The 24,740-nt window shown below is 59.4% G+C and carries 14 protein-coding genes; 3 read left to right on the top strand and 11 right to left on the bottom strand.

From position 1 onward, the window contains the following. Window positions 1–23 precede the first annotated feature (23 nt). Complete coding sequence (locus ROS217_RS09285; RefSeq protein WP_009817464.1) at window positions 24–1,163, top strand: alkane 1-monooxygenase; 1,140 nt, start codon at window positions 24–26, stop codon at window positions 1,161–1,163. Window positions 1,164–1,226: 63 nt separating this feature from the next. On the opposite strand, the gene ROS217_RS09280 is transcribed toward ROS217_RS09285, so the two are convergent. From ROS217_RS09280 to ROS217_RS09250, 7 genes are all read right to left on the bottom strand, one after another. Next, a complete protein-coding gene (locus tag ROS217_RS09280) occupies window positions 1,227–1,895 on the bottom strand; it encodes a cupin domain-containing protein (protein WP_009817463.1) in 669 nt (222 codons plus the stop codon). A gap of 139 nt (window positions 1,896–2,034) precedes the next feature. Further along, the gene (locus ROS217_RS09275) at window positions 2,035–2,886 is read right to left on the bottom strand and encodes a cytochrome c1 (RefSeq protein WP_009817462.1); all 852 of its coding nucleotides are present in this window, start codon (window positions 2,884–2,886) and stop codon (window positions 2,035–2,037) included. A 10-nt stretch (window positions 2,887–2,896) separates the two neighbouring features. Next, complete coding sequence (gene petB, locus ROS217_RS09270; protein ID WP_009817461.1) at window positions 2,897–4,219, bottom strand: cytochrome b; 1,323 nt, start codon at window positions 4,217–4,219, stop codon at window positions 2,897–2,899. A gap of 12 nt (window positions 4,220–4,231) precedes the next feature. Continuing rightward, window positions 4,232–4,792: a ubiquinol-cytochrome c reductase iron-sulfur subunit gene (gene petA / locus ROS217_RS09265; protein WP_009817460.1), complete on the bottom strand. Its 561-nt coding sequence runs from the start codon at window positions 4,790–4,792 to the stop codon at window positions 4,232–4,234. Window positions 4,793–5,120: 328 nt separating this feature from the next. After that, on the bottom strand, window positions 5,121–5,723 hold the full coding sequence (locus ROS217_RS09260; protein ID WP_009817459.1) for a glutathione S-transferase: 603 nt from the start codon (window positions 5,721–5,723) through the stop codon (window positions 5,121–5,123). 61 nt (window positions 5,724–5,784) lie between these two features. Then, window positions 5,785–6,408: an FMN-binding negative transcriptional regulator gene (locus ROS217_RS09255; protein ID WP_009817458.1), complete on the bottom strand. Its 624-nt coding sequence runs from the start codon at window positions 6,406–6,408 to the stop codon at window positions 5,785–5,787. Window positions 6,409–6,412: 4 nt separating this feature from the next. Further along, complete coding sequence (locus ROS217_RS09250) at window positions 6,413–7,756, bottom strand: amidase (RefSeq protein WP_009817457.1); 1,344 nt, start codon at window positions 7,754–7,756, stop codon at window positions 6,413–6,415. Window positions 7,757–7,805: 49 nt separating this feature from the next. Between ROS217_RS09250 and ROS217_RS09245 the strand changes: the two genes are divergently transcribed. Continuing rightward, a complete protein-coding gene (locus ROS217_RS09245; protein WP_009817456.1) occupies window positions 7,806–9,059 on the top strand; it encodes an FAD-dependent monooxygenase in 1,254 nt (417 codons plus the stop codon). Window positions 9,060–9,270: 211 nt separating this feature from the next. On the opposite strand, the gene ROS217_RS09240 is transcribed toward ROS217_RS09245, so the two are convergent. The 4 genes from ROS217_RS09240 to ROS217_RS23495 all read right to left on the bottom strand — a co-directional run bounded on the left by ROS217_RS09240 (window position 9,271) and on the right by ROS217_RS23495 (window position 23,144). Beyond that, window positions 9,271–12,567 carry a Calx-beta domain-containing protein gene (locus tag ROS217_RS09240; protein ID WP_050766381.1) on the bottom strand — a complete coding sequence of 1,099 codons (3,297 nt, stop codon included), beginning with the start codon at window positions 12,565–12,567 and terminating at the stop codon, window positions 9,271–9,273. Window positions 12,568–13,106: 539 nt separating this feature from the next. Continuing rightward, window positions 13,107–18,323, bottom strand: a complete 5,217-nt coding sequence (locus ROS217_RS09235; RefSeq protein ID WP_083781530.1) for a calcium-binding protein — start codon at window positions 18,321–18,323, stop codon at window positions 13,107–13,109. 310 nt (window positions 18,324–18,633) lie between these two features. Continuing rightward, the gene (locus ROS217_RS09230; protein ID WP_050766380.1) at window positions 18,634–19,773 is read right to left on the bottom strand and encodes an alpha/beta hydrolase; all 1,140 of its coding nucleotides are present in this window, start codon (window positions 19,771–19,773) and stop codon (window positions 18,634–18,636) included. A 278-nt stretch (window positions 19,774–20,051) separates the two neighbouring features. Then, complete coding sequence (locus ROS217_RS23495; protein ID WP_009817452.1) at window positions 20,052–23,144, bottom strand: choice-of-anchor Q domain-containing protein; 3,093 nt, start codon at window positions 23,142–23,144, stop codon at window positions 20,052–20,054. A gap of 613 nt (window positions 23,145–23,757) precedes the next feature. Between ROS217_RS23495 and ROS217_RS09220 the strand changes: the two genes are divergently transcribed. After that, on the top strand, window positions 23,758–24,603 hold the full coding sequence (locus ROS217_RS09220) for a sulfotransferase family protein (RefSeq protein ID WP_040650484.1): 846 nt from the start codon (window positions 23,758–23,760) through the stop codon (window positions 24,601–24,603). Window positions 24,604–24,740: the final 137 nt, after the last annotated feature.

Raw genomic sequence — 24,740 nt, 5'->3', positions numbered from 1 at the left:
CCGAAACGTCTAAGGAATGGTCTATGGTCCCCGCGACTGAGGTTGCCCAACTGCATCGCGCATTGCCCTTTTGGATGTCGCTCTTTCTACTGCCCGTGGCGGTGCTGGGGGCGCTCCATGGCGGTTGGACTGTGCTTTTGCTGCCGCTGACCACTTGGTATTTCTTTTCAATCCTCGATGCCTTTCTCGGGCTCTATACCGAGAATGCCGATCTTGAGACGCGCGAGGAGCAACTGACCCCGTATCGCGCCATCACCCTGATCTGGGCACCGTTGCAATTCGGCCTGCTCTTTTGGCTGATCTGGTATGTCACCGGCCCCGGAGACGCGCATCTCAATCCGCTGGAAACCATCCTGCTCTTCTTTGGCGTCGGGGTGATCACCGGCACAGTGGGCATCAACTATAGCCACGAACTCATGCACCAGAAAAACCGGGGCGAGCGGTTTCTGGGCGATATCCTCTTGGCCATGGTCCTCTACTCGCATTTCCGCTCCGAGCATCTTTTGGTGCATCACCGCTACGTGGGCACCCCCCGCGATCCAGTCACGGCGCGCTATAATGAAGGGTTTCACCGCTTTTTCCCGCGCGTGCTGCGGCAAAGCTGGCATTCGGCCTTCAAGGCCGAATCCGACATGCAGGCCCGCCGCGACCGCCCATGGCATGATCTCAAAAACCCCTTCTTCAAATATTGGGCGCTGCAAGGGTTCATGGCGCTTTTGGCGCTGCTGATCGGCGGCTGGATTGGCCTCGCTCTCTTTGTCTGGCAGGCGTTTATTGCGATCTGGCAGCTAGAGCTTGTAAATTACATCGAACATTACGGGCTCACGCGCAAACATCTGGGGGGCGGCAAGTATGAGCATGTCCAGCCGCGCCATAGCTGGAACGCGGCGCATCGCGCGTCGAACTGGCTCTTGATCAACCTGCAACGCCATTCGGATCATCATTACAAACCCGATCGCCGCTTTCCGCTCTTGCAGAACTACACCGAGGCGGACGCGCCGCAATTGCCCTATGGCTATCCGGTGATGACCATGGCCGCCATGGTCCCGCCAATCTGGCGGCGGGTGATGAACCCCCGCGTGCGCCGCTGGCGCGAGATGTATTACCCCGAGATCACCAATTGGCGGCCCTATAATCGGGCCAGCAATCCGATGCCGAAATAGGGCGCGCGCCATCACCAGAGAATTCGCGCGGGCACACCCAAAAGCTCTAGAAAATCGCCGCCATCACGCCGCAACCGGCTCCAGCAAATGCCCTGTCTTCACATAAATCAGACAGCCCTCATCGGAATAGGGTTTATGCTCTGACAGATGCGGGCTGCGGACCCAGCTTCCCGCCGGATAGCGACCATGCTCATCCGCAAAGGTGCCTTCGATCACGAAAATCTCCTCGCCGCCCCAATGCCGATGCGGCGTGAACCGCGTGCCGGGGGCCCAACGCACCAAGGCCACGTTCTCATTCACCGCCGTATGAAGCGGCAGCACACTCAGCCCCTCGACCAGACCGGGCCGAAAATCGGCGCTCTTTGTGTCGATATGGAATTGCGCGGTATCCGACCGATCAAACTGGTAGAGCTTGACGAGGATCGTGCAGCCCTCCTTGGTATGCGGCTTATGACTGGTGCCAATCGGATTGCGCACATAAGATCCCGCCGGATAATCGCCGCTCTCGTCGGAAAACACACCCTCCAGCACCAAAAATTCCTCGCCGCCGCCGTGGGTATGGGCGTCAAAATACGACTCGGGCGCGAAACGCACGAGGGTGGTCGCGCGCGCCACCTCATCACCGATCCGGTCCAGCATCATCCGCTCGACCCCCGTGGCCGGCGACTGCACCCAATCATAATCCTCTGGCCTGACCACGACACGTTGGGAAAAATCTGCATTGATGCGCATTGCGTCTCTCCTGATCTTTGGAAGATTTAGACATAAACCTGCCGGATCAAAGATCAATCTATCTGATGTGCCCGTGCGTCCAATAGAAAACCCCCGCGAGCCTGAGGCTGCGGGGGTTTATCACCCTCATATCCGGCGATTAGCTGGTCTTTTTGCCCTTGATCGGTGCCCAGATCCGCTTGTTGGTCAGATAGAGCAACACCGAGAGGATGGTCAAAAAGATCACGCCGCTCAGGCCCGCATGCTTGCGCGCCATCATCTTGGGCTCTGCGGTCCACATCAGGAACGCCGCGACATCCTCGGCCTGTTGCTCCAGCGAAGCTGCGGTGCCGTCGTCATATTCCACATCGTCGCCCCAGAGCGGCTGCCCCATGGCGATCCAGCTACCGGGGACCGTGTGATGCCCATGCTCGTCCTTGCACTCTGCGGGATAGCCACCCGCGGTAAAGGCCGCGTTATACGAGCCGGTGAAACCCTCCGGCGCACATTCCGGTGCCTCGTGATAGCCGGTCATCAGCGAGTAGATGTATTCCGCCCCGCCCATCCCGTTGAAGAGCTGGCTCAGACCGGTGCCATAGGGACCATGAAATCCGGCCCGCTTCTTGGCCATCAGGCTCAGGTCCGGGGCCCCGGCCGAGGTCACAGCCGGGAAATGGTCGGTCGGCGTGGCCGGACGAAAATCGTCAAGCTCCGGATCGAACACCTCGAACTGCTCGGAATAGGCGAAGACCTGATCCTCGGGCAGGTGCGGCCCGCCCTCATCGCCCAGGGTCCGCAGCGGAACATATTGCAGGCCGTGGCAGGCCGCGCAGACCTGCGTATAGACCTTCAGACCGCGCTGAAGCTGGTTCTGGTCGAACTTGCCGAACGGACCTTCAAACGAAAAGGCGACGTCCTCGATATGCCCCTCGCCCCCGGCGGCCAACGCGCCGCCGGTCGAGAGGGACAGGGCCACAAGGGCCGCAATGCCTGTTGTCTTGAACATTGTCATCCGTCCTTTCTTATTCGGCGGGCGTGTGGGCCTTGCCATAATGCGCATCGAAATCTTCCTCGATGGTGGCAGGCTGGGCCTCAGGTTTCTCAATCACGCCCAAGAGCGGCAGGATCACCAGGAAATAGGCGAACCAATAGGCCGATGCGATCAGCGAGATCGTTGAATAGGGCGGCTCTGCGGGCATTGCCCCCACCCACATCAGAACGACAAAGTCGATCACCAAAAGCCAGAACCACCACTTGAACATCGGGCGATAGCGGCCCGACCGCACCGAAGAGGTATCAAGCCAGGGCGCGAGCGCCATCACCGCAATGGCACCGAACATCGCCAGCACGCCAAAGAATTTGGCATCCACGATACCACCGGTGATCCAGTTGGCGAACATCACCACCCAGACATCGGCAGTAAAGGCGCGCAGGATCGCGTAGAATGGCAGGAAATACCATTCCGGCACGATATGAGCGGGCGTGACCAGCGGATTTGCTTCGATGTAGTTGTCGGGGTGGCCAAGGTAGTTGGGCATAAAGCCGACAACCGCAAAGAACACCACCATGATCACCGCAAGAGCAAAGAGGTCCTTGATCACGAAATACGGCCAGAACGACACCGTATCGCGCTCGGCATCGGCCTTGGAGGTGCGGCGCACGTCTACACCGGTGGGGTTGTTGTTGCCCGTGGTGTGGAACGCCCAGATATGCAACGCCACCAGCGCCGCGATCACGAACGGCAAGAGGTAATGCAGCGAGAAAAAGCGGTTGAGCGTGGCATTGTCCACCGCCGGCCCACCCAAGAGCCAAGTCTGGATCGAGTCGCCAATGAACGGGATCGCGCCAAAGAGTCCGGTGATCACCGTAGCCCCCCAGAACGACATCTGGCCCCAAGGCAGCACGTAGCCCATGAACGCCGTGCCCATCATCGCCAGATAGATCAACATGCCGATGATCCACGTCACCTCACGCGGGGCTTTGTAAGAGCCATAATAGAGACCGCGGAAAATGTGCAGATAAACCGCGACAAAGAACAGCGACGCGCCGTTCATATGCAGGTAGCGGATGAAATGGCCGCCGTTCACGTTGCGCATGATATGCTCGATGCTGGCAAAGGCCAGATCGACATGCGGTGTGTAATGCATCACCAGAATGATGCCGGTGACGATTTGCAGCACCAGACAGAACGTCAGAACGATCCCCCAGATCCACATCCAGTTCAGGTTCTTGGGCGTGGGGATCATGATGGTGTCATAGAGCAAGCCGACGATGGGAAGGCGCGAATGAAGCCATTTCTCGCCGCCCGTCTTGGGCTCGTAGTGATCGTGCGGAATTCCGGACATTTGCGCGTTTCCTTATCCCAGTTGGATCGTGGTTTCGTCGATGAAAGAAGCGACGGGAATCCACAGGTTCTCAGGCGCCGGACCCTTGCGGATACGGCCAGCCGTGTCGTAATGCGATCCGTGGCAGGGGCAGAACCAGCCGCCAAAATCGCCCGAACCGTCGCCGATGGGCACACAGCCCAGATGGGTGCAAACTCCGATCATCACCAGCCATTCGCCCGCCTCGTCCAGCGTGCGGTTCTGGTCCGATGCATCAAGCGCCATGTCGTTGCGGTTCTGTGCATTCTGGTCCGGCAGTTCCGTCAACTCAACGGCACGGGCGGCTTCGATCTCTTTTTCCGTGCGGCGACGGATAAACACCGGCTTGCCCAGAAACTTGACGCTGATCTGCGTGCCGGGCTCAACACCCGAAACATCCACGCGGATCGAGGACAGGGCCTGAACATCCGCCGAGGGGTTCATCTGGTTGACGAGCGGCCAGATGGCCGCGCCTGCGGTCACGGCGCCCGCGCCTGCGGTCGCATAATAGAGGAAATCCCTCCGGGTGCCTTCGTGATCTTCTGCGTGGGACACGAGAATTACTCCCTATATATCAGAGCCGCAATCGGCCTCATACGATGTTTGGCCACGGGATTCCCGCAGTCAGTCTGTGCGGCTATTTAGCGGGGCTTTGGGGGGCCGTCCAGCCTGCAATACCTCAAGAAGTGATCGGAGCGCGCATCTGTCGCGCTTGTGATGCTCGGATCACAGACCCGAAGCAACTTATAACCTCCATCTTAGGTGCACTTTGGTCACCATCATGGCGATCTCCACGAAAATGAAACAAAAACCCACATATACGAAAGGGGCCAGTTTCACCTTTTCACGTCACGGATCAGTCTCGCAGCACCTACGCTATGGATCAGGCTGGTGCCGTTTTTACCATGCTGTCACGTGCAGTGAACCCGGCATACCACTCCGCAAGCGCGGGGTTTCCCGTTCGCCAATTGCGCGTGTCATGGCGGAAATCGAGATAGGCCAGCGCACAGCCCATGGCGATGTGGCTCATGTCGAGCGGTCCCGCCAGATGGCTCATCCAGCGCGCCTCCACGGCATCAAGCGCCCGCGCCACCTTGGCCCATTGCCCCTCGACCCAAGGGGCATAGCGCATCTCTTCGGGCCGAAACCGCGCCTCATATGTCATCGACAGCGCCGCCTCCATGATACCCTCGGCTATCGCCTCCAGCGTCAGCACCTCCCAGAGCCGCGCCTCGGGATAGAACCTGCCACCTGCGCGAGCATCCAAATACCGCGTGATCACCCGGCTGTCGTGAATCGCCGGACCATCGAGCCGCACCAGCGCGGGGATCTTGCCCAGCGGGTTGGCCGCCGCAGCCTGCGGATCGGTCTCCAGCGGCGTGGTGGTCACATCGACCACCTCGACCTGATCCGTCAACCCGCTCTCCAGCAAGAGCACGCGGACCTTGCGAACAAAGGGGGACAAAGGCGAGGAAATGAGTTTCATGGCGCGCTCCGAATACTGTTCGGCGCGACCCTAGGCCCAGCCCCCGGCGCTGTAAAGCCGCTCACGCAGGCGGCGCGCGCATCCAATCCGCCAAGAGGTCGGTCTCTTGCCCCTGCCCCGCCGGGCCCAGATGATCGGCGGCGCGCAGGCGCACATCCTCGGGCTTGTTCTGCCCCAATTTCCACGTGCCCGCGATCTCCTCCACCCGCATCGCACAGGGCACGATCTGCCGCATCATCCGTTCGAGCACCTCCGGCGTCATCTTGTCCGCCCGCCATTCCGGCTTGGGCGCAAGCCGCGCCTCGAACCCTGCCGATTGCCGGTCGAGCAGGTCGCGCATTCCCTCTTGCGGCTGCAACGTGACCTCACCCACCAGATGCACAGCCACGTAATTCCACGTGGGCACCTGATCCTCGACCCCATACCAGTCAGGCGAAACGTAAGAATGTGGCCCCTCAATCGCCAAACGCGCGCGGAATGCCCCCCCGGACATCAGCCGCGCAATCGGGTTGGACCGCACCAGATGAAACTCGGCCAACGTACCCTCGGCATTCAATAGAAACGGAATATGGCTCATCAGCGGCCCCTCGGGGCTGCAAACGGCTAAAATTCCAAAGCCACGGGCGCGGGCGAACTCCAGATTGCGCGCGCTCGGCGTCTGGCGAAAGGCGGGGTTGGGATGCATGGCCCTAACCCTCGCGCCGGGGGCAGAGAATATCCTCCACCGCCTGCGCCACCCGCAATAGCCGCTCCTCCGCATAGGGCTGACCGCAGAGCGTGAGACCGCAACTCGGCACCCCCGTCGGCAGCGTAACGGCACAGAGCCCCAAGAGATTGGCCACCCGCGTGTTGCGCAAGGTGAGCAGGTTCTCAGTCACGTAATAGTCAGGGTCGGCCAAAAGCCGCACCTGATCGGGCGGCAGGTTGGGGGCCGTGGGCATCAGCACCGCGTCATAGCCCGCCACCCGCGCGTTCCACACCGCGCGCAGCGCCTCGAGCTTGCGCCACCCCGCCACGTAATCCGCAGCACTTATATCCTTGCCACTGCGGAACCGCTCCAGAATCGGCGCAAACATCTTGCCCGGTGCCGCCTCGATCACCTCACGCCAGAGACCATAGGCCTCGCCCGTGAACAGCACCGGCGAGAGCGGCAGCGCCTCGGCCACCTCGGGTGCTTCGATATCCTCAATGACCGCGCCCGCATCGCGCAAAGCGGCCAGCGCCGCCTCATGCGCGCGCGCGGGCTCGGGGCGAATATCCTCCATCACCCCGGTGCGCAGCACTGCAAACCGCAGCCCCACCAGCGTCGGACCGCGCAAATCCGCCGGTTTTCGCCCCTCCAGCGCCGCCAGCATCAAGGCCGCATCCTCGACCGAGCGCGCCAGCGGACCCACCGTGTCAAACCGCAGGCAGAGCGGCACCACCCCCTGCAAGGAAACCCGCCCAGCCGTAGTCTTGAGCCCCACCAGATCATTCCAAGCCGACGGGATTCGCACCGACCCGCCTGTGTCCGACCCGATCCCGCAAGGGGCCAGATCAAAGGCCACGCTAGCCGCCGCTCCCGAGGATGACCCGCCCGGCACGGCATCGGCGTTGTTCACGCAAGGCGGCGTTGCCGTTACCGGGTTGAGCCCCAAACCGGAAAACGCCAACTCGCTCATATGCGTCTTGCCCAAACAGACCAGCCCCGCAGCCGTTGCATTGTGCAAAACTTCGGCGTCACGTGCTGGCACCCGGCCCTTGAGCAAAGCCGATCCCGCCTCGGTCGCGATACCTGCACTGTCAAAGAGATCTTTCCAACTGACGGGCACCCCGTCGAGAAGGCCCAGGCGCTGCCCCGCCTTGGCGCGCGCCGCCGCCGCCGCCGCCTCGGCCCGCGCGCGCGCTTCTGTCACAACGCTGTAAATGCGGTCCCGCAGCGGATGAGCGATGATCGCACTCAGATAGGTCTCGCAGAGCGCCTCCGGGTCGATCTCGCCGCGCGCAATGCCGCGCCCCAGATCGCCCGCCGTCCTCTTCAGCCAGTCCTTCATCCCGTCCCCCTTTTCGCTTCAAAAACCATTGCTAGCGGCAGAGCGGCGCATGGACAATCCCGCCCGCACGCACATATTGATCAGCATGACACATGACAGCGACCTTCTGATCGTCGGTGGCGGCCTCAACGGCCCCGCGCTCGCCCTTGCCGCCGCAAAGGCGCGGCTGTCCAGCACGGTGATTGACGCCCTGCCCGAACCCACCCGCAAGAACGTGGCCTTTGATGGGCGCGCCTATGCATTGGCGCTCGCCTCGGTGCGGCTTTTGCACAACCTTGGTATCTGGGACCGCGTGGCGGATCACGCCCAGCCGATGCTGGAAATCAAGGTCTCGGACGGGCGCGCGGGCGAGGGGCCATCGCCGTTTTTCCTGCATTTCGACCATGCCGAGATTGAAGAAGGCCCGATGGGCCATATGCTCGAAGACCGCTACCTGCGCCGCGCGTTGCTCGAGGCCATGGCCGAAGAGCCCCTGATCACACAGGTCTCGAACGACACGGTGACAGCGCAAGAGAGCCACGCCACCGGCATCACGGTCACACTCGCCTCGGGCAAAACCCTTACCGGGCGGCTGCTCATCGGTGCCGATGGGCGCGCCTCGGGCACCGCCGCGCGCGCGGGCATCCGGCGGACCGGCTGGGGCTATGGCCAAACCGCCCTTGTCGCCGCCATCGAGCATGACTTACCGCATCAGGGCATTGCGCACCAGTTCTTCATGCCCCCCGGCCCGCTCGCCATCTTGCCGCTCCCGGGCAATGTAAGCTCGATTGTCTGGTCTGAAACGGACGCCACCGCCGCGCGTTTCGCATCCTTGCCCGATGCCGAATTCATGGAGGTGCTGCGTCCGAGGTTTGGTGATTTTCTGGGCGAGATCAAACTGCGCGGCACGCGTTTTACCTATCCCCTCAGTCTGACCGTCGCCAATAGCTTTGTCGCTGACCGGCTTGCTCTGATCGGCGATGCCGCGCATGGGATGCACCCTATCGCGGGGCAAGGTCTCAATGCGGGGCTGCGCGATGTGGCGGCTCTGGCGCAAGTCATTGATGACGCTACCCGTCGGGGTGAGGATTTGGCCGCAGTGGATGTTCTCGCCCGCTACCAGCAATGGCGACGGTTCGACACCGCGACGCTCGCCATGGCCACTGACCTCACCAACCGGCTCTTCTCCAACGACAACCCGCTCCTGCGCGCCGCCCGCGACCTCGGCATGGGAGCAATCAGTCATGTCTCTGGACTGCGTCGCGGCTTTATCCGCGAGGCAGCAGGCCTCACGGGAGATTTGCCTGAGTTGATGAAAGCGTAATCACGGATCGAACCGATAGAAGTTTGATATGGCCCGGCTTCGGTCAACAGACCACGAATAATCCTCCCCTTTTTAGAGGGGTGAATTGGTAGAACCTACGCGGCCACCGCTTGTGGCACACTCAAGCTGCGCCGCGAAACTGAGCGCGCGAACGCGGCACTTGGGCGCTTTTAAGCATACCCTTTGCATTGCGCCGCATTCGTTTCAGATGTCACAGGAACTGGAAATCGTCCACTGTCAGTTGCGCCGCCGTGATCCCCTCAACGAGGATCGTGTTGCCGTTGACGGTCATTTGTGCGCCCACGGCGGTGTCGGTGATATTCATCGCCGCCACGAATCCGGCCAGACCGTTGCCACCGTTGGTGATATTCTCAACGCCGGTATCAGGGTCCACCCGCCGGATGAAGAAGCTGTCGATACCATCCTCGAAATCAGTGACCACATCCGCCTCGCCCTCAAAGAAGGATGCGAACACGAATTGATCCGCGCCGGTGCCGCCAGTGATCACGTCATTGCCAGCGCCCGCGTTGATCGTATCATTGCCAGCCCCGCCGTCGATGGTGTCGTTGCGCCCACCCCCCGCGAGAAAGTCATTGCCGTCGCCGCCAAAGACGCTGTCATCGCCCTCGCCAGCCCCAACCTGATCATTTCCGGCACCGGCATCAATCGTGTCCTGCCCGGTGCCGCCGCCGATGTCATCAGCCCCAGCGCCGCCAAAAATCAGATCATTGCCGAAACTGCCGGACATGCTGTCTGCGCCATCGCCACCCTCGAGCGTATCATTCCCGGCACCGCCTGCCACCACGTCATTGCCAGCACCGCCCGACACGGAATCGTCGCCAAAGCCCGACCCCATGACATCATCTCCGTCTCCGCCAATGATCGTGTCGTTGTCGATGCCACCGCCCACGCTGTCATTGCCAGCGCCCGCATCCACGAAATCATTGCCATCCGAGGCAGAAATATTGTCATCCCCACCACCTCCTTCGATACTGTCATCCCCATCGCCACCAGCGATAGTATCGTCTGAGTCACCGCCAATAAGCGTATCGTTTCCACCCAATCCCTCTAGAAGAGTGCCCAAAGGACCTGCAAGAATGAGATCGTTTCCTTCTGTTCCAGGTACCGGAGCAACCAGCGACGCCGAAGAAATCAGCGTTTCATTTGTGCCTTCGCCATCCGTGTAGGCGACCCGAAGGGCAATCTCGGATCCGATGTCGAGTGTAAGGAGCGTGTAGGAGTCCCCAGTCGCCGCGTCGATGGCCTCGCCATTGCGCAACCACTGAAAACTGAATGGTCCCAAACCGTCTACGTCTGCGACCGACGACGTATTCGCTGTCAGCGTGCTACCTGCAACAACTGATCCATTCAGGGTGACAGCTCCCGTTGGAAGGGTGTTAGAAAAATCATTGTCGAAGATTGTACCCGTCGCATTGAACCCAGGACCGCTAAAGACGCTCGTCACATCAGGAGCGAAATTGACCTGGAATTCCTCTATGGTGTCTTCTTGCAAAGCGTTCCCAATGATAGGCACGAAAACCGCACCGGTTGTCTGACCCGGTGCAAAGGTCAACGTGCCATTCGTGGCTTGAAAATCCGAGCCCGCGACGGCGCTTTGACTGATCGATGTGTAAACCACGTCAATGTCATTGTCGGAGGCGCGCGATAGTCTGGCCTGAAACACTGCTTGTGAAGTGCCCGAATCCCCTTCGGTTATGGTCACATCAGGGACATAAAGTGCCCGATCCTCAGGCGCGCCATCATTGTCGAGAATCCATCCCACGGCAGTTAGCTCTGACACTCCACCCGCCAAGACCGCTCCGGTTGGTTCAGACAATACCAGTTCAAAGGCCTCGTCGGTCTCGTCGAGCGTATCCGACAGCGACTGGATGTTGATCCATTTGGTTGTCTCACCGGCGGCAAAGGTCAGCGTGCCGGATGCACCGGTAAAATCGGTTGATGTTTGCGCTGTGCCCGGAACTGTACGAAAATCCACGGTCACAGTCCCGGCAGACGGCGCTGAAAGGGTGACGGCAAAACGAAGCAAACCGCTCGAAAAGGATGTCCGCTCCTCGATGGACGCATCCGCGACCGAGATCGTGCGAAGCCCAGCATCATCATCTAGGATCGTGGCCGTTCCCACCGCCCCGCGCCCGCCAGAAAACACGGTCGAACTTGGTGCCGTCGCCACAAGATCAAAGCTTTCAGCGCGTTCTGCCGCCGTATCCGCCGTAGACGCAACAGTCACCGCAGCAAGGGTTTGGCCGGGTGCGAAGATAAACTCTCCAGTGGCGGCGGTGAAATCCACGCCAGACTGAGCGGTTCCGCCCGAGGTTGTGTAGCTCACCACCGTGTCGCCATCGGCAGGGCGCGAAAGACGCGCAGTGAACTGCACGGCTTCGCCCTCAAGGATCATCGGATCAGAAATCTGCAACGCTCGGTCGTCTGCCGTACCATCATTGTCGAGAATCCAGCCCGTGGCACGTATTTGATCGCCACCGCCTGCCAGCACCGCTCCGACCGGGTCAAACAATTCCAGCTCTAGGAATTCGTCGACCTCATCGAGTGTATCGCTCAGTGTCTGGATATTGATCCATTGGGTCGTTTCACCTGGGTTAAAAGTTATGGTGTTGATCGCACCCGTGAAATCCATGAACTCGGACGCTGTTCCCTGCAGAGTTCGAAAGCCGACCGTCACGGTCCCGGCCGACGGCTCTGACAAAGTTACGGCAAAACGCAACAAACCACTGGAAAATGCCACGCGCTCCTCGATTGTGGCATCTTCAACCGAAATCGTGCGCACGCCTGCATCGTCATCGAGGATTGTCGCAGTACCTACGGCACCGCGTCCGCCAGAGAAAACGTTAGGGGGTGGGGTCACCACGAGATCGAATGTCTCCGCCACCTCAAGGGCATTGTCGCCAGTCACGTCGATGTTCACAATCGCACTGGTTTGCCCGGGCAAGAATGTCGCAACGCCTGATGCGCCTGTGAAATCTGATCCGTCAGTGGCCGTCCCGTTCACAGTGCTCCAGGCAATATCTGTCGACGCCCCAAACGCCTCAGATACCGTCAGGGTGAACCGCGCTGTAGTGGTTCCGCTGTCACCTTCGACGATCACCGGGTCGGATACAGCGATCGCGCGATCATCAACCGTGCCGTCGTTATCTTCAATCCAGCCCAGCGCGCGAACCAGATCTGCATTATTGGCAAAGGTTCCACCACCGGTGGGATTGAAAAGCTCCACCTCCAAGAACTCGTCCGTTTCATCGAGGCTGTCGCTCTCAGTCTGTACGGTGATTGTCTTGACGGTTTCTCCCGGCGCAAAGGTAAGGGTTCCAAGTCTTCCTGTATAATCGGAAAATTCGAATGCCGTTCCCTGTCGAGTGCGGAAATCGACCGTTACCGTGCCTTCTGACGGTTCATCAAGAGTGACACTGAACTCTAGCACGCCGCTTGAGAAACTTACACGTTCTTCAATGGATGTCGTACTGATGTTAATTAACATGGAATACCCCCTATTCCAGAGTTAAGAGATTGCGCTTAATCGTTGTTCGTGAATTGAAACAAAGGCACTGTAGATACAAACCAGATACGAAAAAAATTCTCCAAAATCGTAACAGCCCAGCAATAAATCTGGCAAATGAAAGTTTTGTCGTTATTTCAAAGGGCTTTTATGCCTTGTGAGCTTTGAAGCGAGAATCTGGAAAGTGATCTACGCCACGTCCCAGCATTCTTTGGTGATCAAAGGGACAAAGGCAGCACTGGCAACTCCCATATAAATCGACCCTATAGGCATCCGGACAATCAAGATCTTACGTCCCACTTCCAAACGAACCCATCCTCGCTCCTTTCATAAGTCTGATCCCTTGGCTTGTGGCCCCGAAGATTGGTAAGTCGGTTGGGTCAAAGATACAGGATCTCTCATGCACACAATTCATTCATAACAGTCGTTCCGCCTTCCGGTCTCTCGTGACACCCAAAGTGGCGCGATCCCTGGCGTCTCAAAAGACGTCATCCCGATTGAACAGTTTTCCGTTTTTAGCCTTACAGGAACTGGAAATCGTCCACCGTCAGTTGCGCCGCCGTGATCCCCTCAACGAGGATCGTGTTGCCGTTGACGGTCATCTGTGCGCCCGCTGCGGTGTCGACGATATTCATAGCCGCCACGAATCCGGCCAGACCGTTGCCACCGTTGGTGATATTCTCAATGCCGGTATCGGGGTCGAACCGCCGGATGAAGAAGCTGTCGATACCATCCTCGAAATCGGTGACCACATCCGCCTCGCCCTCAAAGAAGGATGCAAACACGAACTGATCCGCGCCGGTGCCGCCAGTGATCACGTCATTGCCAGCTCCTGCATTGATCGTATCGTTGCCAGCCCCGCCGTCGATGGTGTCGTTGCGCCCACCCCCCGCGAGAAAATCGTTGCCGTCGCCGCCAAAGACGCTGTCATCGCCCTCGCCAGCCCCAACTCGATCATTTCCGGCGCCGGCATCAATCGTATCCTGCCCGGCGCCGCCGCCGATGTCATCGGCCCCACCCCCGGCGTTGATCAGATCATTGCCAAAGCTGCCGGACATGCTGTCATCGCCAGACCCGCCCGAAAGCGTGTCATTGCCAGCGCCACCCGCAACCACGTCATTGCCCGCAGCCCCAACAACACTGTCATCGCCAAAGCCCGCGCCCATGATGTCATCGCCGTCACCGCCGTTGATCGTATCATTGCCAAAACCGCCGCCGATATTGTCATTGCCAGCCCCGCCGTTGACCACATCATCGCCGTCAGCCCCAGCGATCGAGTCGTTGCCATCGCCACCAGAGAGCGTGTCGTTGCCAGCCTCGCCGAACACGCCATCATCTCCACCAAGACCAAGGATCGAGTCATTCCCGCCCTGACCGATCAGCGTGTCGTCGCCCGCGTCACCATTGATCGTATCATTCCCCGCCGTGCCGGTCACTTGCTGTCCAACGGGCGGCAAGGCGAGAACCTGAGCGAGCGTAAGCGTTGCATCCGTGAAACGGAAACTCTCGATGCCATCGACCGTATCGTCACCTTCAGACGAGAAGAGCGTCAGAGGACCATCCGCCTGTGAGATATTCACCTCTGTCGAGGCCACCGCAAAGATCGCCAGGTCAAAGCCTGCGCCGCCGAGCAAGCTGTCGTTGCCTGCGCCCCCATCAAGCGTGTCATCGTCCGCGCCGCCGTTGAGCGTATCGTTGCCCAGACCGCCGCTGAGTTCATCGTTGCCTGCAAGCCCGGTCAGATTGTCCTGTCCAGCGCCACCAGAGAGTTGGTTCGCTGCCCCTGTTCCGGTGAAGGCGTCATCGCTGTCGCCGCCGATCACCCGCTCAAAGTCGATAAAGCTGCCAAAAGCGGAGGTTTCGATATCGACCAGTGCAATCTGAAAGGCAGAGAATTCATCGTCCCCGAGCGTGGGCAAGACCCGGCTCAGGTCATCCGCACTGTTGGATTGGATCGGGTTGGCCTCGAACACATCCAGAGGTGTCAGCGCCACGCTGTTGAAAATGCGGGCCTCTGTGCCGTCGCTTTCGGCAATACCATCGCCGTCGGGGTCAAGATCCGCCCAACGCGGTGATCTGTCGATCAGGCTGCCGGTATAGGTGCCGGTGCCCAGGTTCAGAGAGATGGCGCCCGAGACTGTGCCGAAATCGAGCGTGTCAAACCCTGACCCGCCGTTGAGGTTCTTGTTGCCTAGGCCGACGACAACGGTGTCGTCGCCCGCGCCCGCTGATACGGTGTCATCGCCTGAGCCGGTGATCAGGACGTCATCGCCACCCAAGCCCTCCAGATTGTCGTTTCCCGCACCCCCCGAGAGCATGTTGTCCAGTTCATTCCCGAGCAGGATGTCGTTGGCGCCGGTGCCGATCACGTTTTCGATCGAAATCAGGGTGTCTGAGCCAAAAGCACCCGTCGCGATGCCCGTCTCCAGATTGACAGACACTGCCCCGAACGTGTCAGCAATGATCGCCCCCGTTAGGCTACCGGGCCGGGCCCAGGCATAAGACGCGGTGTCGCTGTCCGCGCCGCCATCGAGACTGTCACTGCCCGCGCCCCCGTGCAGCAAGTCATCCCCCGCACCGCCTTCGAGCGTGTCATTGCCATTGCCGCCAAAGAGCTTGTCGTTGCCGCCCGCGCCCCTGAGCGTGTCATTGCCGCCCCGCCCCAGGATCTGTTCCGATTGGGCGCTGCCGTCGATCAGGTCGTTGAATTCCGTGGCGATCAGCACTTCGAAATTTTCGAGGGTCATGTTGACCTGATCGGCGTTGCTTGAGGGGACGCCCTTGAAAGAGGCCACCGTCCCGGCCGCAAGGTCCGCCACGATACGAGAGCTAAAGGCGACGTCGAAGGAAATCGTGTCATAGCCTGTGCTGCCATCAGCATGGCCGCGAAACCGTTCGATCTGAACAAAATCGTTGTCGGCCCCCATGAGGGCGGCATTGTCCGTGCCCGTGTCATTGAAGGCAGCATAGTCATCGCCTGCGTCACCGCGGAAGATGCCACCGCCGCCGCCATCGAAATTGCCAATGTCGTTGCCATTCCCGGCGTGAACATCGGCAAATCCGTTCTCAGCGTCGAAGCGGTCATTGCCGTCCAGCATTCTGAAGACGACGGGAAAGCTGCCGCCAGGTTCAAAAATCACGTGGTCGGCGAAATTACCGAACGACAGGTCCGAGAAATCCCTCGGTTTAACGTTAAAGAACACATCGCCCGCGTTGCGCAGATCTTCGCCCTCGACGGTTGTCTTGTGGGCGCGCAGAGTGAGCGCTATCGCTGTGTTCACATTAAAGAACCAGCGTGCATCGCTGACGTCGTCCAGCGAAATGGTGTCAGATCCGCCGCCGCCGTCAACCTGTAGAGCAGTCGAGCCGCCTTCCACCTCTTCGACATAGATCAAATCGTCGCCGGTGCCGCCGAAGATGTTCGTGGACCCGCCGGTGCGGATCGTGTCATCGCCACCTGCGCCATGCAGGGAGGTCACATCCGGCGCGCCAAGCAACACATCGGCCAGATCCGATCCCATGAAACCCTCGACACCGTCGGTGGTGTCGGTGGTGACTTCGTTTCCGTTAAGGTCGAAGCGGGTGATGGTGCGGTCTGCACCATTTATCCGCACCGCGCCGCTGTTCTCCACTTCCCCCATGAAGGCGTTGAACACTTGCATGTGGTTCGGATCGTCGCCCTGATCGCTGATGTCGAACCGGATCGTATTGGCAGAACTGGTGTAGGATACCCAGTCGAACCCGTCGCCGCCAATGTAATGATCGCTGATGCCTGCCACTGCAGCGCTGCCCGATACCATGACATCGATCCCGCCGGCACCTGCGTTGATCACGTCCGCGCCGGCGCCACCAATGATGTAATCATCGTCGCCGCCCGCATCAATCGTGTCGTTGCCGGCCCGTCCCGTGATGATGTCAACCCCGTCGCCGGTGTAGATTGCGTTGGCCCCATCGGTCCCGCGCACGGTGTGGTCCTGATCGGGAGACGCCACGACGTTCTCGACCGAGCTGAGGGTGTCCTGCCCCTGACCAAAAGATGTCCCGTTGATCAGATCCACCCTAAGTCTGGAATTGGCCCCTCTGAGCACCTGAAACGTATCGGTGCCGGTGCCGCCATTCGCTTGGTCGTCACCACGACCCGGCACCAGAACATCGTCGCCCGGTCCACCGTTCAGCTGGTCTGCCTCGATCGAACCAAAAATCCGGTCGTCCCCCAGCAACCCGTTTGCGACATGAAAGCCGTTGATCCGGTTTTCAGGGCGCGATGAGTTGAGAAACAGCAAGTCATCCGTCGGCACACCACCCTGATCGCCGTTCAGAACCGATCCGCCGATCCGCGCATTGTTCAGTTCGGCCCCAGTGAACGAAATATCGGTAAAGACGACATGATCCCCATCGTCGAGCGCGACCAGAGTATCAATGCCGGTATTGACAGCGGTCTGGGGCGCAAGATGGCTGACGATAATATCCCCGGTATCCGGGTCGCGAAGCAGTTCATATTCGGTAAAACTGGCCCCGAAATAGAACAGATCGTCACCCGCTCCGCCATTCAGAAGGTCAGAGCCTGCCCCTGCGATGATGACATCGTTGCCACCGCCGCCAAGGATCGTGTCGTTCCCGTCGAGGGCATCGAGAATGTCGTCGCCGTCGTCGCCCACAAGCACATTGCCGACATCATTGCCCCATCCGGTCGGGCCGAGATCAGCCTCACCAACAACACCGCCAAAGAAAGCTGACTCCACTGTGTCCAGAAGCGGTATCGTTCCCAGCGCATCCACGATATATTCCAACAGGAAGTCCTGTAGCGGCTGGATGAGCTGTTCGAATGCATCCAACAGGTTAATGGACGGAATGAGCGCATCAATTGCTGCTTCAGTTGCCTCTAGAATGTTGTCAAGGTTCAGTGTTTCGATGACGAAATCTATGACTGGATTGACAATAAGCCCGATGAGAAAATCGACAGCGTTCAAGAGCGGCTGGATCGGGGCAAGGAGGCTTTCAGCGGCACTGAGCGGTGTTCTCAGAAAATCAAAAATCTTGCCGATTTCTTCGAGATCGACCAATCCTCCTAGGATTTGCCCAAAGTCGATGTCCTCAAGCACCGCAAGGAAGGCATCAACCTCTGCTTTGACATTGGTGTACAGGCTTTCAACGCCCACGATCACAGCATTGCGCGCGGCCATCTGCGCTTCGATGGCAGAATTGAGGGCAGTATAGGTTCCGCTCCAAACCTCTGCACTGCGCGTCGCGACATCAATTGCCTGACGAAAACTTCCGGTCGCTTCAGAGGCGATTTCAAGCTGTCTTATGCGGAGCGTCAGTGAATCCGAGACCACAGCGAGCGTGAGGCCCGCCGCGGTCAGGCCAGTCTCGACATTCTCGACAAACTGGCCGTCCCCTTCTGTCGCGGGGGTAGAGGTGTCATCCTTACCACTTATCTCGTCAAACTTGTCATCGATCTTGTCAACTGGCGGCTCAATTCGGTCCAAGACCCGTTGGAGTGCAGTAACAGGTGTTTTGAGTGGGGAGACAAACCCTGCGACGGTTAAAAGGTTTTTTATCGTGAAGAGGGAATCATCTATCTTTTCAGCGGTTTTATCCGCGGTTTTGTATTTTGCGACCCCGAACTGGGCTGCGGAAACAAGCAAACCAATCCTTGACGTTATGTCTTTAAGTTCTTGTAATCTTATAATTGTTTGATCTGTGCGGACTTTGTAGGCGTCTAGTTCAATACCCATTTGACCTATTCCTTTGTCGCTGATCGTAAAAATTCCTTCGGGTCCGAAATGATGACCATTCCGTAAAACGCTCTAGATAATATGATGCCAAAAGTAGCAGAAAATGCGAAATCCGACAAGCAAACCGGACAGCATCTCACAATCCTGAATATCAGTTGTAGCGCCCGAAGAGTTTGCAAGGCTGAATGGTCTAGCCGTGATGCCGGGCACGCCGACCGAAGTCTATCTCTCCACCCAAGAGCAAACTGCGGCCTATTTTGCGCGGCCGCTGACGGATCAATTCGAAAAAGTCTTCCGCGAAGGAAGTACTCTAGTTCGAAAAACCCGTTCCGTTCCCAAAGATCCTTATGGGTGAGGCAGCCAGGATTTGCTGGACGGCCGATCTGTTGTCCGTGTGGAAACGGCTCACCGAGTTGAGACCCGCCCCAATGAGTTGAACCACCTCGGGTGATCCTGCGTATTTTGAATGACTACCTGATGACGAATCGCTGATCTCGGACAGGTCAATGACCGTGAGGCCAAGACTTTCGAGTTCAGCGGTGTTTGCGACCCCCACACGTGGCACCCCGCCCGCAATCCTCGTCGACAGGCGCAGTGCCTTGTCATCCTTGGATACCAAGATGAACATCTTCTTGCGGATCTCGGGCGAAAGCTGTTTCAACTGTGTCCGAAACAGGTCGAAGTCAATGTCAGGCGCTGCCAGCATGATGTGGTTGATGGGGTTGCGGTGACCAAGGTCTCCTTTCTGTTGCTGATCGAGCAGTCCTTCCATAGTGAGAAATGTCCCCATCGAATGGGCAAATACATCATTTGACTCGGCATTGGTCCTTACCAAGATATCCGCGATCTCGCCCACCGCCGCCCGCGCGATAAGTGCACTATTGAGATCATAGACATAGCGCGAGGCTTTGGCAGCGGATGCCCATGTCAACAGGACGGGAACACCCTTGAACCCGGTATCCTCAACAAATTGTGCCAACCTCAGCGTGGCGTCGGAGGCCGTGTTGTTGAAGCCATGAACGAACAAAAGAAGCCTTCTGTCGCCGGGTTTCCGTTTTGCCAGTTCCCGGTTGATTCCGGCAATCAGTGCTGCGTCGGATTGGTACGTGACCGGATTGATCACCGTAAACTCCTTGCGCGGATCAGGCGGAAGTTGCTTGGGGCGTTCCAATTGCCCCGTGATGTGGGTCGGAGGAATCGTAACGTCCACCGAGGCAACACCAAGCTCTAGCGCTCGACCCGGCCCCAGAAATGCACCGGGTTCATCTGATGGCCTTCGCGTCGTGGTGATGAATATGCGATGTCGAGTGATGTTGGGTACGGACTCTGCCGATATACTTGGATTGGAGATACCTATGACTTGAGGTGGCGCGCTACACCCGCCAAGCGCCAAAGCGGAAACTACCAAAACAAGGCTGATAACATCTAATCTCTTCTTGGAACGATGCATGCAGGCCACCCTGATCAGTCAAATGTTCTCTTAAATCTCGACAAGAGTACAGCAAACCATTCGCAAAACAAGAAATGAAAAAACGCGTGACATCAGGTCTTCTGTGTCTCGTGACCAAGCGGATAAACATTGCGTACGGCCTGACCTCAGTACCGAAACCTGATGGCAATGTCACGGCTTTTGCACGTGGTTAGAATGATCAGATCGTTACCCGGAAGGTACTCGATCGACCGCCGTCTCGGCCCGAATACCCTTGTCGGGCGACTGCACCGCAGCCATCAAAGGAACTGAAAATCATCCACTGTCAGGTCCGCCGCAGCAACGCTTTGGACCAAAACCGTCTGGCCGCCAACGTTGAGTTGCGCGCCCGCCACTGTGTCCACGATGCCCAAGGCCGCCACAAAACCCGCAAGCCCGTTGCTCCCATTGGAGATGTTCACCTCACCCGTTTCGGGATTGACGATCCTGATCAGGAATCTGTCGAGCCCGTCTTCGAAATCAGTAATCACGTCAGCCTCTCCGGCAGTAAAGGCGCTGAACACGAATTGATCCGCGCCCGCCCCGCCGGTGATCTGATCATTGCCAGCCCCGGCGTTGATCGTGTCATTGCCCGCGCCGCCGTCGATCACATCATCACGCCCACCGCCGGCAAGAAAATCGTTACCGTCGCCGCCAAAGATGCTGTCATTGCCCTCACCCCCGCCGACCCGGTCATTCCCAGCACCTGCGTCGATCGTATCGCGACCCGTCCCGCCACCGATGTCATCTGCCCCACCGCCAGCAATAATGTTGTCGTCGCCAAAACTGCCGGACATGCTGTCGTTGCCTTCCCCCCCGGACAGGGTGTCATTGCCGGCACCACCGGCAACCACGTCATTGCCGTTGCCCCCCATCACCGTGTCATTGCCGAAACCCGCGCCAATGATGTCATCGCCGTCGTCACCGTCGATCGTGTCATCCCCCTGCCCGCCGCCGATGTTGTCATTGCCAGAACCGCCATTGACGATGTCATTGCCATCAGCCCCCGCAAGCGCATCGTCCCCATCGCCGCCCGAGAGCGTGTCATCGCCCGCCTCACCGAACACGGAGTCAAAGCCAAGCCCGCCGGATATATCGTCATTCCCGCCAAGGCCACGGATCACATCATTGCCGTCGCCGCCCACGAGGCTGTCGGCGCCCGGCGTGCCGGACAGGTCCAGCCCGAGGTCCTCCACCGGCGCAGTCGCAGCGCTGGTCAGGGATTCGGACGTGCCGAAACCATCGCTATAGCGAACCTCGACCGACAGCGCCGCGTCGACCTGCGCCGCTCCGGGGGTGAAGCTAACCCCGGTAGCACCCGCAATCGGGGTGTCGTCCGCCAGCCATTGAAAGGCGAAGGTGCCCAACCCGTCAGCATCGGTGATCGTGGCCGTGTTGGCGGTCAGCACAGCGCCCTGCTTGGCCGTGCCGCTGATCGTCACCGCCCCGGTGGGCGCATCGTTGACATTGGCGACGACAGCGGAGCGGGTGTTGACCGATTCCGTGTCGCCGTCGCCATCAACGTAGGAGACGCTCGCGACGATGGTGAAGCCGACCTCGGCCTGCGTCAGAACGTGGCTGGCACCGGTCGCCCCCTCTATTACGCTGTCGATGAAACCGCTCGCGTTTTCCCGAAACCACGCGAAAGAGAACGGTCCCAATCCGTCGGGGTCAGACACGCCGGACGAGTCGACGCTGAGCGTCTGACCCTGCGTCGCGCTGCCGCTCAGCACCAAATCGCCTTGTGGGGTGAACGCCACGTTCTCGACCAGGCCCGTCGGGGTCGAGGTGACCGTTTCTTCCGTGCCGAAGCCGTCGGTGTACCTGACCGCCACGCTGATCTCGGTGCCGACATCGGCCTGCAAAAGCTGGAGCGTGCCGTTTTCGCCACCCGCGATCGGTGCGCCGTCTCGCAACCACTGAAACGAGAACGCACCCAGCCCGTCTGCGTCCGCGATCCCTCCCGCGTTGGCACTCACGAACCCGCCTTGGCGCACATCGCCCGAAATCACGACCGACCCCGTGGGCGCGTCGTTGACGTTCGTAACCTGCGCCGTGGCAGCGCTGGTCAGGCTTTCAAGAGTACCGCGGTCGTCGGTGAAAGATACCCGAACGCTGATCGCGGTGCCAACCTGCGCTTGGCCGGGGCTGAAGCTCGCGCCAGTCGCGCTGGTGATCGACGCGCCGTTCGCGAACCACTGGAACGACGGCAGCCCGCTTTGCCCGTCCGCATCGAAGAAGCTCGCATTGGCGGTCAGCGCGGTGCCCTGCGCGGGCGCACCGGTGACTGTGACAGTGACGGACCCGGTTACGGGCGTGTTCGCCCGCTCGACCGCGCCGATATCGAGCGCGCCCAACTGCACCCGTGCCTGACCGCGGGCATCCGCGGGTAGCGCCTCGGCGAGATTGAAATTGCCGTCAATGTCGAACGTGTCGGCAGGCAGCAGCGCCGCGTCGCCCGCGTCGATCAGCGGGCTGCCGGCGTCCGGCAGCCGCGTCAGCACCGGCCCGCCGTTGTCCTGCAACGCGCCAAGCAGCGGATCGCCGCCGTCGACGGTGGTGTTGGTGGCATCGGTGATGGTGACGTCGGTGCCGAAGAAGCTGTTGCGCGCGACATCAACGACGCCTGATCCCAGGTCGTCCGGGGTGGCACCGGCAACTAGCGTGTTCCCGGCGACCACCGAATTGGTCACAGTGATGATGCCGGCGTTGAAATCGTCGATGCCGCCGCCGCCGTTGCTGGCGATGTTCGCGGTGATCGTGCTGTTCTCGAACGTCCCATTGGCGGTGCTGCTGAGCGTGATGCCACCGCCAAAGCCTGCGGCGGTGTTGCCGTCGATGGTGGTGTTGATCGCCCGCACGCTTCCGCCATCCTGAAGGATCCCGCCGCCGTCGCCGTTTGCGCTGTTCCCGGTCACGAGGCTGTTGACAAGGCGCAGGTCACCGCTCGAGAATATCCCGGCACCGCCGCTGAATGCAAAGCTGTCGCGCACCGTCGTCTCGAACAGCTCCAGCGTACCGTTGCTCAGGATCGCGCCGCCGTGGCTAGCGCTGAGCCCGTCGGTCAGCGTCAGGCCACGCAGTTCGACCTCGGTTTCCAGCCCGCCGATGATGCTGAATACCTGCGTCGTGCCGCCGCCCGAGATGGTGATCTGGTTGAAACCGTTGATCAGCAGGTCCTTGTCGATCTGCAGCACGCTGCTCAGGGTGATCGTCTGCCCGGCGAGGCTGTTGGCGAAAAGGATCGCGTCTCCCCCTACGGCGGTACGGATCGCCTCACGCAGCGAAAGCTGACCCGCGCCAAGATTGTCGTCATCAATGTCGCTGATGTTGTCGACTATGAACAAAGCCATTTTGAATTTTCCTCACCCAAATCGCCACTATGGTGGCGCGTGATAGACATCACACTCTCAAAAATCTTGCCGCCTCTAGGGACTGTCGCCCGACCGGGCCAGAAAAGCCCGTGATCCCTGCGCTCCAAGGGACGACTGCGGTCGCCGGACCGTCTCTTGTGAACACATCTCATGAGCGCTGTTGCTTGCCGCGCAGGACGGACCCGCGGAGCGGTCAAAGGGCTTTCGACTTGAGCGCCAAAAACGACCCGCCCGCCAAACTCGCTCGCACAGATAACCATGTCAGCCCCCGGCGTGTCATGCGTCAGATCAATAGCCTCGCACAGCGAGCTCTGGCTATTATCGGACATGTCATCGTCAGTTGTCGTTACGATAAAGGTTACCATACAAAAAACCCTCGACGCTGACTTCAGCGGACATAAAATTGGTAGTACTGAAAGAATATTTCCAAAATACTGCGCCAAATTGCACAAAAATACAAAGTATTTGTGATTTAGACCCGGCACCACCCCCTCAAATGGACGGGCACACGTTGATAGCATTGAGTCTTTTCTCATGATCCGGCCGAACTTATGCGCTATGACCGCGTGAGAAACACCACCGGAGCTGCCACATGACCGATGTCCGATCCTTCCACTTCATCTCAGGGCTGCCGCGCTCTGGCTCTACCCTGATGGGCGCAATTCTGCGACAGAACCCACGGTTTTCCGCTGGCATGTCGAGCCCGATCGCGTCCTTGTTCGAAGGTATCGTGGCCCAGGTGTCAGCCGGAAACGAACTGTCGCGGATGGTCGATGATGCGCAGCGCGAGCGCGTCCTGCGCGGAGTGTTCGACAGCTATTATGCGGACAACCCGGCTGAGGTGATCTTTGACACCAACCGGGCCTGGACTGCCAAGATGGCCGAGGTGTTGCGCCTCTTTCCACAGGCGAAATTCATCTGCTGCGTGCGCGATGTGGCTTGGGTCATGGACAGCATGGAACGCCAGTATCGCAGCAAAACCTTTGAGAATACCGGCCTCTTTAACACTCCCGGAGAGCGCGCCACAGTCTACACCCGCACCGAAGCCCTTGCCGCCTCAAACCGTCTCGTGGGTTTTTCCTATCAGGCCCTGCGCGAGGCCTGCTGGGGAGAGTTTGCCGACCGTCTGGTAATTGTCGATTACGACATCCTTGTGAGCCGCCCTCGCGATGTCATGGGCCTGCTGTATGAGTTTCTGGGCGAGCCACCCTTCGAGCATGATTTTGACAAGGTGGAATATGACGCGGCCGCCTTTGATGCGCAGCTTGGACTCGATGGTTTGCACCGCGTACGCGCCCAAGTGGCCCCCAAACCGCGCCAAACGATTCTGCCACCCGATCTTTTTGCCAAATACGCTGGCCTGACATTCTGGCGCGATCTCAAGAATTGCCGCGCCTTTCGCATTGTGTCAGAGCCTGCTGAACAGAGGCTCCCCTAGACTTAAGGGGCACTAACACGACCCGGAACACGACCCGGCCCTCTGAAGTCAGACGAGTGAGGTGTTCGTCATCCACCCCAAGACAAGACGGACTATCAAACGCAGGGTTTCAGGGGACCAGATCAATGGAATGATCC

Origin of the sequence: Roseovarius sp. 217 (assembly GCF_000152845.1) — a bacterium.
GTDB lineage: Bacteria > Pseudomonadota > Alphaproteobacteria > Rhodobacterales > Rhodobacteraceae > Roseovarius.
The sequence above is the reverse complement of the archived record's forward strand: the minus strand, read 5'-3'. Positions and strand labels throughout refer to the sequence as shown.

Excerpts from the sequence above, each read along its gene's own strand:
- ROS217_RS09285 (WP_009817464.1), top strand. The coding sequence starts at position 24 with ATGGTCCCCGCGACTGAGGTTGCCCAACTGCATCGCGCATTGCCCTTT.
- ROS217_RS09280 (WP_009817463.1), bottom strand. The coding sequence starts at position 1,895 with ATGCGCATCAATGCAGATTTTTCCCAACGTGTCGTGGTCAGGCCAGAG.
- ROS217_RS09275 (WP_009817462.1), bottom strand. The coding sequence starts at position 2,886 with ATGACAATGTTCAAGACAACAGGCATTGCGGCCCTTGTGGCCCTGTCC.
- petB (WP_009817461.1), bottom strand. The coding sequence starts at position 4,219 with ATGTCCGGAATTCCGCACGATCACTACGAGCCCAAGACGGGCGGCGAG.
- ROS217_RS09260 (WP_009817459.1), bottom strand. The coding sequence starts at position 5,723 with ATGAAACTCATTTCCTCGCCTTTGTCCCCCTTTGTTCGCAAGGTCCGC.
- ROS217_RS09255 (WP_009817458.1), bottom strand. The coding sequence starts at position 6,408 with ATGCATCCCAACCCCGCCTTTCGCCAGACGCCGAGCGCGCGCAATCTG.
- ROS217_RS09250 (WP_009817457.1), bottom strand. The coding sequence starts at position 7,756 with ATGAAGGACTGGCTGAAGAGGACGGCGGGCGATCTGGGGCGCGGCATT.
- ROS217_RS09245 (WP_009817456.1), top strand. The coding sequence starts at position 7,806 with ATGGACAATCCCGCCCGCACGCACATATTGATCAGCATGACACATGAC.
- ROS217_RS09240 (WP_050766381.1), bottom strand. The coding sequence starts at position 12,567 with ATGTTAATTAACATCAGTACGACATCCATTGAAGAACGTGTAAGTTTC.
- ROS217_RS09235 (WP_083781530.1), bottom strand. The coding sequence starts at position 18,323 with ATGGGTATTGAACTAGACGCCTACAAAGTCCGCACAGATCAAACAATT.
- ROS217_RS09230 (WP_050766380.1), bottom strand. The coding sequence starts at position 19,773 with ATGCATCGTTCCAAGAAGAGATTAGATGTTATCAGCCTTGTTTTGGTA.
- ROS217_RS23495 (WP_009817452.1), bottom strand. The coding sequence starts at position 23,144 with ATGGCTTTGTTCATAGTCGACAACATCAGCGACATTGATGACGACAAT.
- ROS217_RS09220 (WP_040650484.1), top strand. The coding sequence starts at position 23,758 with ATGACCGATGTCCGATCCTTCCACTTCATCTCAGGGCTGCCGCGCTCT.